The sequence below is a fragment of the Streptomyces sp. NPDC002566 genome, assembly GCF_042889585.1.
GTDB lineage: Bacteria > Actinomycetota > Actinomycetes > Streptomycetales > Streptomycetaceae > Streptomyces.
Genome location: NZ_JBIARD010000009.1, coordinates 239,152 through 251,009 on the forward strand (window position 1 = coordinate 239,152; position 11,858 = coordinate 251,009).

General features: G+C 72.3%; 12 protein-coding genes. 8 read left to right on the forward strand and 4 right to left on the reverse strand.

Going from position 1 to position 11,858, the window contains the following annotated elements; genetic code table 11:
- Window positions 1-32: 32 nt before the first annotated feature.
- Complete coding sequence (locus tag ACFYXA_RS31390) at window positions 33-1,325, forward strand: RIP metalloprotease (protein WP_207228868.1); 1,293 nt, start codon at window positions 33-35, stop codon at window positions 1,323-1,325.
- Window positions 1,326-1,536: 211 nt separating this feature from the next.
- Window positions 1,537-2,694, forward strand: coding sequence for a flavodoxin-dependent (E)-4-hydroxy-3-methylbut-2-enyl-diphosphate synthase (ispG, locus tag ACFYXA_RS31395; RefSeq protein ID WP_352247114.1), 1,158 nt, complete (start codon window positions 1,537-1,539; stop codon window positions 2,692-2,694).
- A 333-nt stretch (window positions 2,695-3,027) separates the two neighbouring features.
- On the opposite strand, the gene ACFYXA_RS31400 is transcribed toward ispG, so the two are convergent.
- A complete protein-coding gene (locus ACFYXA_RS31400; RefSeq protein ID WP_389039250.1) occupies window positions 3,028-3,765 on the reverse strand; it encodes a GNAT family N-acetyltransferase in 738 nt (245 codons plus the stop codon).
- Window positions 3,766-3,911: 146 nt separating this feature from the next.
- Here ACFYXA_RS31400 and ACFYXA_RS31405 point away from each other — a divergent pair, with 146 nt between their 5' ends.
- From ACFYXA_RS31405 to ACFYXA_RS31415, 3 genes are all read left to right on the forward strand, one after another.
- Window positions 3,912-4,760: a GNAT family N-acetyltransferase gene (locus ACFYXA_RS31405; RefSeq protein WP_389039253.1), complete on the forward strand. Its 849-nt coding sequence runs from the start codon at window positions 3,912-3,914 to the stop codon at window positions 4,758-4,760.
- Window positions 4,761-4,876: 116 nt separating this feature from the next.
- The gene (locus ACFYXA_RS31410; RefSeq protein ID WP_130444834.1) at window positions 4,877-5,410 is read left to right on the forward strand and encodes a GNAT family N-acetyltransferase; all 534 of its coding nucleotides are present in this window, start codon (window positions 4,877-4,879) and stop codon (window positions 5,408-5,410) included.
- Between the two features lie 74 nt (window positions 5,411-5,484).
- Entirely contained in the window at window positions 5,485-7,188 is a 1,704-nt protein-coding gene (locus ACFYXA_RS31415) for a proline--tRNA ligase (protein WP_389039258.1), read from the forward strand.
- A gap of 174 nt (window positions 7,189-7,362) precedes the next feature.
- On the opposite strand, the gene ACFYXA_RS31420 is transcribed toward ACFYXA_RS31415, so the two are convergent.
- The 3 genes from ACFYXA_RS31420 to ACFYXA_RS31430 all read right to left on the reverse strand — a co-directional run bounded on the left by ACFYXA_RS31420 (window position 7,363) and on the right by ACFYXA_RS31430 (window position 9,613).
- Window positions 7,363-8,259, reverse strand: a complete 897-nt coding sequence (locus tag ACFYXA_RS31420; RefSeq protein ID WP_389039261.1) for an aminoglycoside phosphotransferase family protein — start codon at window positions 8,257-8,259, stop codon at window positions 7,363-7,365.
- 143 nt (window positions 8,260-8,402) lie between these two features.
- Window positions 8,403-8,918 (reverse strand): ferritin-like domain-containing protein, encoded by a 516-nt coding sequence (locus ACFYXA_RS31425; protein ID WP_389039264.1) that lies wholly within the window; start codon window positions 8,916-8,918, stop codon window positions 8,403-8,405.
- Complete coding sequence (locus ACFYXA_RS31430) at window positions 8,915-9,613, reverse strand: hypothetical protein (RefSeq protein ID WP_389039266.1); 699 nt, start codon at window positions 9,611-9,613, stop codon at window positions 8,915-8,917. The genes ACFYXA_RS31425 and ACFYXA_RS31430 overlap by 4 nt, the downstream gene beginning before the upstream one ends.
- A gap of 205 nt (window positions 9,614-9,818) precedes the next feature.
- Between ACFYXA_RS31430 and rimP the strand changes: the two genes are divergently transcribed.
- The 3 genes from rimP (at window position 9,819) to ACFYXA_RS31445 (ending at window position 11,734) form a co-directional block, all read left to right on the forward strand.
- Window positions 9,819-10,346, forward strand: coding sequence for a ribosome maturation factor RimP (gene rimP / locus ACFYXA_RS31435; RefSeq protein ID WP_352253699.1), 528 nt, complete (start codon window positions 9,819-9,821; stop codon window positions 10,344-10,346).
- 2 nt (window positions 10,347-10,348) lie between these two features.
- Window positions 10,349-11,335, forward strand: a complete 987-nt coding sequence (gene nusA / locus ACFYXA_RS31440) for a transcription termination factor NusA (RefSeq protein WP_130444844.1) — start codon at window positions 10,349-10,351, stop codon at window positions 11,333-11,335.
- 102 nt (window positions 11,336-11,437) lie between these two features.
- Window positions 11,438-11,734 (forward strand): YlxR family protein, encoded by a 297-nt coding sequence (locus ACFYXA_RS31445; protein ID WP_130444846.1) that lies wholly within the window; start codon window positions 11,438-11,440, stop codon window positions 11,732-11,734.
- Window positions 11,735-11,858: the final 124 nt, after the last annotated feature.

Genomic DNA, 11,858 nt, shown 5'->3' on the forward strand with positions numbered 1-11,858 from the left:
ATCCTGGCGGAGGCCCGCGCATGACGACCCTGATGTTCATCCTCGGCATAGTGGTCTTCGCGGTCGGCCTGCTCGTCTCCATCGCCTGGCACGAGCTGGGCCACCTGTCCACGGCGAAGCTCTTCGGCATCCGCGTGCCCCAGTACATGGTCGGCTTCGGCCCCACCGTCTGGTCGCGCAACAAGGGCGAGACGGAGTACGGCGTCAAGGCGATCCCGTTCGGCGGCTACATCCGCATGATCGGCATGTTCCCGCCCGGCGAGGACGGCCGGATCACCGCCCGCTCCACCTCACCCTGGCGCGGCATGATCGAGGACGCCCGCTCCGCCGCGTACGAGGAGCTCCAGCCCGGCGACGAGACCCGCATGTTCTACACGCGCAAGCCGTGGAAACGCGTCGTGGTCATGTTCGCCGGGCCCTTCATGAACCTCGTCCTCGCGTTCGTCCTGTTCCTCATCGTGCTGATGGGCTTCGGCATCCAGCAGCAGACCACCACCGTCGCCTCCGTCTCCCCGTGCGTCATCGCGCAGAGCCAGAACCGCGACACCTGCAAGCCGTCCGACCCGGCCTCCCCCGCGGCCGCCGCCGGCATGGAGAAGGGCGACAAGATCGTCTCCTTCGACGGCAGGCGCACCGAGGACTGGGACACCCTGTCCGACCTCATCCGCGACAGCGCGGGCCGGCAGGTGCCCATCGTCGTCGACCGCGACGGCAAGGAAGTGACCCTGCGCGCGACGATCGCCACCAACCAGGTCGCGAAGAAGGACGCGGCCGGCGCCTACGTCCAGGGCGAGTACGTCAAGGCCGGCTTCCTCGGCTTCAGCGCCGCCACCGGCGTCGTCAAGCAGGACTTCGGCGACTCCGTGGTCTGGATGACCGACCGGGTCGGCGACGCCGTCGACTCCCTCGCCGCCCTGCCCTCCAAGATCCCCGCCCTGTGGGACGCCGCCTTCGGCGACGGCCCCCGCGAACCGGACTCCCCGATGGGCGTCGTCGGCGCGGCCCGGGTCGGCGGCGAGATCGCCACCCTCGACATCCCGGCCTCCCAGCAGCTCGCCATGTTCGTGATGCTCCTGGCCGGCTTCAACCTCTCCCTGTTCCTGTTCAACATGCTCCCTCTGCTCCCCCTGGACGGCGGCCACATCGCCGGCGCCCTGTGGGAGTCACTGCGCCGCACCGTCGCCAAGGTCCTCCGGCGCCCGGACCCGGGCCCGTTCGACGTGGCGAAGCTGATGCCGGTGGCCTACGTGGTCGCGGGGATCTTCATCTGCTTCACCATCCTCGTCCTCATCGCCGACGTGGTGAACCCGATCAAGATCTCCTGACCGCCTCGGTTCACGACGGCCGGGCGCCTCGCTGTCCGGCCGTCCGCCGTCCCCGCGCTGTCCTGGCGGGGCCGGGGCGGGGCGCGCCGGTCCCATCGGGCGTTTACCGGCGGGATGTGCCCGGCTCCGCGCCCGTGCCGTAATCTCGAAGCCTGGTGCCCGCCGCTGACGGGACCTGGGCCTTGATCCACGACTTGGGGTTGCACAGCAGATGACTGCGATTTCTCTCGGCATGCCGTCCGTTCCGACCAGGGTTGCCGAGCGCCGGAAGAGCCGGCAGATCCAGGTCGGCTCCGTGGCGGTCGGCGGGGACGCACCCGTGTCCGTGCAGTCGATGACCACCACCCGTACGTCCGACATCGGGGCCACGCTCCAGCAGATCGCCGAGCTGACCGCGTCCGGCTGCCAGATCGTCCGCGTCGCCTGCCCGACCCAGGACGACGCCGACGCCCTCGCGACCATCGCCCGCAAGTCGCAGATCCCGGTGATCGCCGACATCCACTTCCAGCCGAAGTACGTGTTCGCCGCGATCGAGGCCGGCTGCGCGGCCGTCCGGGTCAACCCCGGCAACATCAAGCAGTTCGACGACAAGGTCAAGGAGATCGCCAAGGCGGCGAAGGACCACGGCACGCCGATCCGCATCGGCGTCAACGCGGGCTCCCTGGACCGCCGGCTGCTCCAGAAGTACGGCAAGGCCACGCCGGAGGCGCTCGTCGAGTCCGCGCTGTGGGAGGCGTCCCTCTTCGAGGAGCACGACTTCCGCGACATCAAGATCTCGGTCAAGCACAACGACCCCGTCGTGATGATCGAGGCCTACCGCCAGCTCGCCGCCGCCTGCGACTACCCCCTCCACCTCGGCGTCACCGAGGCCGGCCCCGCCTTCCAGGGCACCATCAAGTCCGCGGTCGCCTTCGGCGCGCTGCTGTCCCAGGGCATCGGCGACACCATCCGCGTCTCCCTCTCCGCGCCCCCGGTGGAAGAGGTCAAGGTCGGCAACCAGATCCTGGAATCCCTGAACCTCAAGCAGCGCGGCCTGGAGATCGTCTCCTGCCCGTCCTGCGGCCGCGCCCAGGTCGACGTCTACAAGCTGGCCGAAGAGGTCACCGCCGGCCTGACCGGCATGGAGGTCCCGCTGCGCGTCGCCGTCATGGGCTGCGTCGTCAACGGCCCCGGCGAGGCCCGCGAGGCCGACCTCGGCGTCGCCTCCGGCAACGGCAAGGGCCAGATCTTCGTCAAGGGCGAGGTCATCAAGACCGTCCCCGAGTCCAAGATCGTGGAGACCCTCATCGAGGAGGCCATGAAGCTGGCCGAGCAGATGGAGTCGGACGGCATCACCTCAGGCGAACCGTCGGTGTCGGTCGCGGGCTGAGCCGGCCCGACCACGGCCGCACACGAGCCGACCCGAGGCCAGCCCCGGGTCGGCACGGCCACTCAGAGGAACCCCGGGTCGGCCCGGCCGCGCCTGGAAACCTCGGGGTCGACACCGCCGCGTCCAGAACCTTTGGGTCGGCAAGGCCCACGCCCAGGAGTCCCCGGGGTGGGGTCCGCTGAACCCCGGGGTCGACACCGCTGCGTCCGAGAACGCCCGGGCCAGCACGGCCGCGCCCAGGAGTCCCCGGGGTGGGGACCGCTGAACCCCGGGGTCGACACCGCCGCGTCCAAGAAACCCCCCGGCCGGCCCGCCCGCGTCCCGCCCGTCCGGTCAGCGGTGTCTCATCCACACGTTGGGCTCCTCGTACACGCCCGCGTCCGACTCCACGTCCACCCGCAGGACGCTCAGGCCGTCCGGGATGACGTACTCCCCGGACTCCGGCAGGGCCAGCCCGGTCCACCGCTCCCACTCCGCGACCGTGCCGGTCATCGTCTGCGAGGCCGGCGCCGCCGCCAGGATCCGCGCGCCCAGCCGCTCGTGCGTGCGGATCCACGGGTCCAGTGCGGTGCCGTCCGGGCGGCGCCACCGCATGAAGGCGTCGATCGGGGTCACCGGGTAGCGCGCCTTCGTCGTGGGCCGCACCGGCGCGACCACCCGCTCGAGCCCCGCCGCCCGCCCGGTCTCGCGCAGCGCCGACAGCATCCGGCCCGCCAGCCCCCGTCCCTGCAACGCCGGCGTGACGACCGCCCCGCAGATCACCAGCGTGTCCGGCTCCACGCCCCGCTCCCGGCCCTCGACGGCCCGGACCAGCGCGTCGGTGTACCCGCTGGGCAGCGTGCCGACCTGCCCGTCCCAGCGGACCGGCACTCCCCACCCCGCCGCGACCGGCGCCCCGTCCTCGTCCACCAGCATCAGATCCAGGTCCGCGAACCACTCCCGGACCCGGCCTATGTACTCCTTCACCAGCCGGTCGGCGGTGATGAACGCGGGAAAGCCCTCGCTGAACAGCTCCGCGAGCGGCTCCCGCGGCCACTCACGGGCGTCCGCCCGCTCGGTCGTCAAGATCATGGAGCGATCCTGGCACAGGCGACGATCACGCCCGGGCCCGTCACGGAGACCGGCCGGGCCCGCAGCGGCTTCGGGACGGGGCGGCGCGGCACATTCTCGGCAGGTACAGTGCGGGGATCAGGCAGACCCCAGTGTGAGGCCCGCACTTGTTGACGCAGACCACCTCCCGGGTCCTCGAACCGAGCGACCTGGACGCCGCTCTGGCGGTCCTCGACCGCGAGCCGGTCACCAACGCCTTCGTGACCTCCCGTGTCCAGGTCGCCGGCCTGGACCCGTGGCGGCTGGGCGGCGAGATGTGGGGCTGGTACGAGGACGGCATGCTGACGTCCCTGTGCTACGCGGGCGCCAACCTCGTCCCGATCTGCGCCACCCCGCGCGCGGTACGCGCTTTCGCCGACCGGGCCAGAAGGGCCGGCCGCCGCTGCTCCTCCATCGTCGGCCCCGCCGACGCCACCGCCCAGCTGTGGCGGCTGCTGGAGCCGAGCTGGGGCCCGGCCCGCGAGATCCGCGCCCACCAGCCCCTCATGGTCACCGACCGCATGCCCGCCGACGTCGCCCCGGATCCCTACGTCCGCCGCATCCGCAAGGACGAGATGGAGACGATCATGCCGGCCTGCGTGGCGATGTTCACCGAGGAGGTCGGCGTCTCCCCGATGGCCGGCGACGGCGGTCTCCTCTACCAGGCCCGGGTCGCCGAACTCGTCGGCGCCGGCCGCTCCTTCGCCCGCCTCGACGAGCACGGCCGGGTCGCCTTCAAGGCGGAGATCGGCGCGGCGACCCCCGACGCCTGCCAGATCCAGGGCGTGTGGGTGGCCCCCGAGTACCGGGGGAGGGGCCTGGCCGCGCCCGGCATGGCCGCGGTCCTGCGCTACGCCCTCGCCGACGTGGCCCCGGTCGTCAGCCTCTACGTCAACGACTTCAACACCGCGGCGCGGCGCACGTACAAGAGGGTCGGCTTCCGAGAGGTGGGCGCCTTCATGAGCGTCCTCTTCTGAAAGCACCAGCCTCCTGTTCTGAAAGAACGCCCCGCGTCTGAAAAGACGTTCCCGCACGCCGGCCGGGAGCGGATCCACCGGCCCGCACGCCCGAAAGCCCCCTGTAGTCTCCCCGCATGGACCTCGTCATCGGCCCCCTGGATCTCTCCGCACACGTGGACGAGGCCCTGAAAGTCCAAGCCGTCGCCTTCGGACTCGGCCCCGACGAGGTGGCCGTCCGCCGGCAGATCGTGCTGCGCCACATGACGTACCCCGGCGCCCGCGCCCTCGGCGCCACCACCGCCGACGGCCGCCTGGCCGGCTTCGTCTACGGCATGCCCAACGACCGCGCCCACTGGTGGTCCACCGTCGTCGAGCCCTACCTGCGCGCCCTGGGCAACGACGCCTGGCTCGACGACTCCTTCGTCATCACCGAGCTGCACGTCCACCCCGCCTACCAGAACCGCGGCGCGGGCCGCGCCCTGATCACCGCCATCACCGACGAGGCGACCCAACCCCGCTCGATCCTCTCCGCGATCGACACCGAGAGCCCCGCCAGGGCCCTCTACCGCTCCCTCGGCTACCAGGACCTCGCCCGCCGCGTCCTCTTCCCCAGCGCCCCCCGCCCGTACGCCGTCATGGGCGCCCCGCTCCCCCTTCTGCGCCGATAACGGATTTCCGGCGACCCCCGGCTCCCGGCTAACCTCCTAGCCATCACCGTCACCCCGGCAGGAGTACGAGAACCATGGCGAACGCACCGGTCCAGCGCATGTCCCAGTTGATGGCGAAGACCTTGCGCGACGACCCCGCGGACGCCGAGGTCCTCAGCCACAAGCTCCTCGTCCGCGCCGGCTACGTCCGCCGCACCGCCGCCGGCATCTGGACCTGGCTGCCCCTGGGCAAGAAGGTCCTCGCCAACGTGGAGCGCATCGTCCGTGAGGAGATGGACGCGATCGGCGCCCAGGAGGTGCTGCTCCCGGCGCTCCTGCCGAAGGAGCCCTACGAGACGACCGGCCGCTGGGACGAGTACGGCCCCGAGCTGTTCCGCCTCAACGACCGCAAGGGCGGCGACTACCTCCTCGGCCCGACCCACGAGGAGATCTTCACGCTGATCGTGAAGGACCAGGCGTCCTCCTACAAGGACCTGCCGGTCATCCTCTACCAGATCCAGACCAAGTTCCGTGACGAGGCCCGCCCCCGCGCCGGCATCCTGCGCGGCCGCGAGTTCCAGATGAAGGACTCCTACTCCTTCGACGTGGAGGACGAGGGCCTCGCCAAGTCCTACGCCCTGCACCGCCAGGCCTACCAGAAGGTGTTCGAGCGCCTCGGCCTCGACTACCGCATCTGCGCGGCGACCGCGGGCGCGATGGGCGGCTCGAAGTCGGAGGAGTTCCTCGCCCCGGCCGGCGCCGGCGAGGACACCTTCGCCGACTGCCCCAACTGCGACTTCGCGGCCAACACCGAAGCGATCACGTACGAGTTGAGCCCGGTGGACGCGGCCGGCGTGCCCGCCGCCGAGGAGATCCCCACCCCGGACACCCCGACCATCGAGACCCTCGCCGCCTCGCTCGGCGTCCCGGCCTCCGCCACCCTGAAGAACCTCCTCGTCAAGGTGAACGGCGAGATCGTCGCCGTCGGCGTGCCCGGTGACCGCGAGGTCGACATGGACAAGGTCGAGGCCCACTTCGCCCCGGCCGCCGTCGAGTTGGTCACCGCCGAGGACTTCGTGGGCCGCCCCGACCTGGTCCGCGGCTACGTCGGCCCGCAGGGTCTGGGCGAGAAGGTCACCTACATCGCCGACCCGCGGGTGGCCCCCGGCACGGCCTGGATCACGGGCGCCAACAAGGAGCACACGCACGCGAAGAACGTCGTCGCGGGCCGTGACTTCGAGGTCGACGCCTACGTCGACGTCGTCGTCGTCCAGGAGGGCGACCCCTGCCCGAAGTGCGGCACCGGCCTGAAGCTGGACCGCGCCATCGAGATCGGCCACATCTTCCAGCTGGGCCGCAAGTACGCCGACGCGCTCAAGCTCGACGTCCTCGGCCAGAACGGCAAGCCGGTCCGCGTCACGATGGGCTCCTACGGCATCGGCGTCTCCCGCGCGGTCGCCGCCCTCGCCGAGCAGACCGCCGACGACAAGGGTCTGTGCTGGCCCGCCGAGGTCGCCCCGGCCGACGTGCACGTCGTCGCCGCGGGCAAGGCGCTCCAGACCGAACTCGCCCTCGACGTCTCGGAGAAGCTGCGGGCGGCGGGCCTGCGCGTCCTGGTCGACGACCGGGCCGGCGTCTCCCCGGGCGTGAAGTTCACCGACTCCGAGCTGATCGGCGTACCGAGGATCCTCGTCGCGGGCCGTCGCTCCGCCGAGGGCGTCCTGGAGCTGAAGGACCGCCGTACCGGCGAGCGCGAGGAACTCACGGTCGACGAGGCCATCGCCCGCCTCACCGCCTGAGCACCCACCGCTGAAGCCGTCTCCCTCCGCGCCGCCCGACAGCACGTCGGCAGCGGAGGGGGGCGGCTCCCGCCTGCGCTCGGAGCACGGCCGAGCCTCAGGGGCTGTCCGGCGGATCATGCCGCAGACGCGGGGTCCCGCTGCTTTCCTGCGACCTGATCCGCCCGACAGCCCCTAGAGCCAGCCGGCGAACTCCAGCAGCAGTTCGGCGTCCCTGGGCCGCCCCACCCTGAGGGCGCGCACGCCTGACTCGACCGCCCGGAACAGGGTCCAGCCCCGCACCCGCTCCTGGTCCAGGTCCAGCGAGTCCGCAAGCTTGCGCACCCGCCGGCGCGTGATCGACGCCCCGGACGACGAGGCGATCAGATCCTCCACCCGGTCCCGCACCAGCCGGGCCAGGTCGAAGGCGCACTCGCCCACCACCGGATCGGGGCCCACGGCCAGCCACGGCATCCGCTCACCCGCCAGCACCTTGCTCTGCCGGAACGTCCCGTGCAGCAGCCGGTGTTCGGGCGGCGCGGCCAGCAACTCCGCACGCGCCGCGAGCGCCGCGTCCACCAGCGCACCGGCCTCGGGGCCGGCCGCGGTGCTGCGCATCGCCTCCGCCTGCCGCCCGGTCCGCTCGGCGACGGTCTCGAACGACTCCCCGGCCGGCGGCTCCACCCACAGCCGTCTGAGCGTCCCCGCCGCCTCCAGCAGCGCCTTCGCCTCCGGCAGCGACCGCACCGACACATCGGGGTGCAGCCGCTCCAGCACCAGCACCCCTTCGCCGGCCGGCTCCTCCTTCAGCTGCACGGCGCCCAGCCCGCCCCAGTGCGCGAGCGCGGCCCGCTCGGCCTCCGGCCGGAACCGCGGCGGGGCCAGCTTCAGCACCGCCGGCGTGCCGTCCGCGTACCGCACCAGCACCACGAGGCTGCTGCGCCCGCCCGGCACCTGCACCCGCTCCACGGTCAACTCGCGTAGAGCGGCGGCCTGTCGGGCCGCTTCGGGCAGCCCCGCCAGCCACTCGTCGCCGTCCGGCGCCGTCTCAGCGAGCGCCCTGACCAGACGCGGCGGCGGTTCGAAAGCCATGCGCGAGCCGTCCCTTCGTGGTCGTGCTGCTGGATCCGGTGGTGCTTCGTGCTTCGTGCGTGCTCAGTGGTACTCGATGCTCAGCGGTGCGGGGCCGCCGGTCCGCTTCCGCCCGGCTCCAGCCGCCCGGCCGGCGTCAGCCGTCATCGAGTGGGCGCCGGCGTGGCCGAGGCTCCGGCACCCGTGGCGGCCGGATCCGGGGCCGGGCCGGCCCGCTCCGCCAGACCAGGGAAGGCTACGCTCCCGCCGCGCCAGCGCACCGCCCGGACCGCCGCCTCCCGCAGCACCCCGGCCGCCTCGCGGCGCCGCGCGCCCCCGGCCGCCCGCACCAGGTCCGAGTAGACCCCGGCGACGCGCTCCTCCAGCTCCACGGCGAGCCGCACCGCCGCCGCGGAGTCCGGCACCGCGAACGGCAGCGCGTACGCCGCGCTCGCCGCCGCCGGCACACCGCCCAGGTCGCGGACCTGACGCATCAGAGCGTCCCGGCGCGCCCGGTGCGCGTCGTACGCCGCACGGGCCTCCGCGCGCCGCTGCTCGCCGATCCGCCCGCCGACGACCCCGTACCCGTACACCGCCGCGTGCTCGGCGGCCAGCGCGGCCTGCAGGGCCGTCATCTCGGTGGCCCGGGCGGTGTCCTCCGTGCCCTGTGAGCCGCTCATCGGGTCCCCTCCGTCAGCAGGTACGCGTGCGCCGCCCCGGCCGCCGCCACCGAGGCCACCAGCCGGGCCAGTTCGCCCGGCAGGCCCGCCAGGGCCGCGACCCGGCTGTCGGCCAGCGTCCGTTCGGCGGCGGCCAGCGCGGCGAGGGCGTCCTTCTCGTTCGCCGGAACGGCCGCGGAGGCGGGCGGTGCGGAACGGCCGGCGGCGGCCGCCCCGGAAGCGGATGCCCCCGAAGGGGACGCCGAAGCAGTCCCGGAGGGCGCCGCCCCCGAAGGGGACGCCGAAGCAGTCCCGGAGGGCGCCGCCCCCGAAGGGGAGGCCGAAGCAGCCCCGGAGGGCGCCGCCCCCGAAGGGGAAGCCGAAGCAGCCCCGGAAGGCGTAGGCCCCGAAGCCCCCGTCGCGCCGCCCCCGAACGCCTCCGTGTGCCGCACCACCTCCGCCCGAAGCGGCGTCAGCCGCTCCGCCAGCCTCGGATGCGCGGCGAGGACGGCGTCGTACCGCGCCGCCAGCGCCGCGCTGTCCCGGGCCGCACGCGCGCGTGCCCGCTCCGCCGCCGAAGGGCTGCCGCCCGGGCCCTCCTCGCCGGAGTCCCCGGGCCCCGAGCAGCTCATCAGCAGGGCGGTCCCGGCGGCGGTGGCCAGCAGGGCTCTTCTGCGCGGCCCGGACAGGGTGCGCGGCGGCGGAGGGAACGGCACGGCAGACGTCCTCGGGGAACTCGAAGGGAACACCGATCAGGGCCCGCTCACGCGCGGCACACCCGTGATCACCGTACCCGCGCCCCCGCCCCCCGCCGGTCACCGGCACCGCCCGGTGGACGGCAACACCCCCCGCGACCCGATACCCTTTGATCAGACACGCGACCCATCCCACAACAGCACACGCGGCCGAGGAGTCACCCGGATGAGCACCACCCAGAGCGAGAGGCTGCGAGAACTGCTGGAACCCCTCGTCGCCTCCCAGGGCCTGGACCTCGAAGAGATCGCCGTTGACTCCGTCGGACGCAAGCGGGTGCTGCGCGTCGTCGTCGACTCCGACACCGGAGCGGACCTGGACCAGATCGCCGATGTGAGCCGCGCGCTCTCGGCGAAGCTCGACGAGACCGACGCGATGGGCGAGGGCGAGTACACCCTCGAGGTCGGCACCCCCGGCGCGGAGCGCTCCCTCACCGAGCACCGCCACTACGTGCGTGCCACCGACCGCCTGGTGAAGTTCCAGCTGCGCGAGGACGGCGAACTCGTCGCCCGCATCCTCACCGTGGACGACGAAGGCGTCGACGTCGAGGTGCCCGGGGTCAAGGGCCGCAAGCCCACCGCCCGTCGGATCGCGTTCACGGACATCGACAAGGCGCGCGTGCAGGTCGAGTTCAACCGCAAGGACAAGCAAGACGCGCAGGACGCGAAGGACATGAAGGAAGAGGAGGAGGCGTAGCCGTGGACATCGACATGAGCGCCCTGCGGGGCTTGGTCAGGGAGAAGGAGATCTCCTTCGACCTGCTGGTCGAAGCGATCGAGTCGGCCCTCCTCATCGCCTACCACCGCACCGAGGGAAGCCGCCGTCACGCGCGCGTGGAGCTCGACCGGCAGACCGGTCACGTGACCGTGTGGGCGAAGGAGGACCCCGACGACCTCGAGGAGGGGCAGGAGCCCCGCGAGTTCGACGACACGCCGTCCGGCTTCGGCCGTATCGCCGCCACCACGGCCAAGCAGGTGATCCTGCAGCGCCTGCGCGACGCCGAGGACGACGCGACGCTCGGCGAGTACGCCGGCCGCGAGGGCGACATCGTCACCGGTGTGGTCCAGCAGGGCCGCGACCCGAAGAACGTGCTCGTGGACATCGGCAAGCTGGAGGCCATCCTGCCGGTGCAGGAGCAGGTCCCCGGCGAGACCTACCAGCACGGCATGCGCCTGAGGTCGTACGTCGTCCGGGTGGCCAAGGGCGTGCGCGGCCCGTCCGTGACGCTTTCGCGGACGCACCCCAACCTGGTGAAGAAGCTCTTCGCGCTGGAGGTGCCGGAGATCGCCGACGGGTCCGTCGAGATCGCCGCCATCGCACGTGAGGCCGGTCACCGTACGAAGATCGCGGTCCGTTCCACCCGTTCGGGTCTGAACGCCAAGGGCGCCTGCATCGGCCCCATGGGCGGTCGTGTGCGCAATGTCATGGGCGAGCTGAACGGCGAGAAGATCGACATCGTCGACTGGTCGGACGACCCGGCCGAGATGGTGGCGAACGCGCTGTCACCCGCCCGGGTGTCCAAGGTGGAGGTCGTCGACATGGCGGCCCGCTCCGCGCGCGTGACGGTGCCGGACTACCAGCTGTCGCTGGCGATCGGCAAGGAAGGGCAGAACGCCCGGCTCGCCGCCCGGCTGACCGGCTGGCGGATCGACATCCGGCCCGATACCGAGCAGGCCGGGGAATAGATCCAGGCCTCGGCACGCTCAGATCACGTCAGTTATACGCGCGGCAACTGTTCGAATCCTGCCCCAAAGGGGTGAGGGCGCCGCGGGGAGGTAGACTTAACTGTGTCTGGCCGGACGCACGACCGATCATGCCCTGAACGCACCTGTGTGGGGTGTCGGGAGCGCACGGCCAAGACGGAGCTGCTGCGCATCGTGGCGGTCGAGGACGCCTGCGTCCCCGATCCTCGCGGTACGCTGCCCGGCCGGGGTGCGTACGTGCATCCCGCCTCGGTCTGTCTCGACCAGGCGGTACGCCGCCGGGCGTTCACGAGGGCGTTGCGTGCCCCGGGAGCGCTCGACACAAAGGCGTTGCGCCGGTACGTCGAGCAGACGACAGTTGCCGATCAGGCAACACCGTAAGGAAGCGTTGCGTGGAACCCCCGCGCGGCCCAGGTACCCCGCGAGTTGGAAGTAGGTCGAGATTGCGATGAGCACTCGATGAGCACGCGATGAGTACGCCCATGAAGTAGCGACGGTCCGGCCG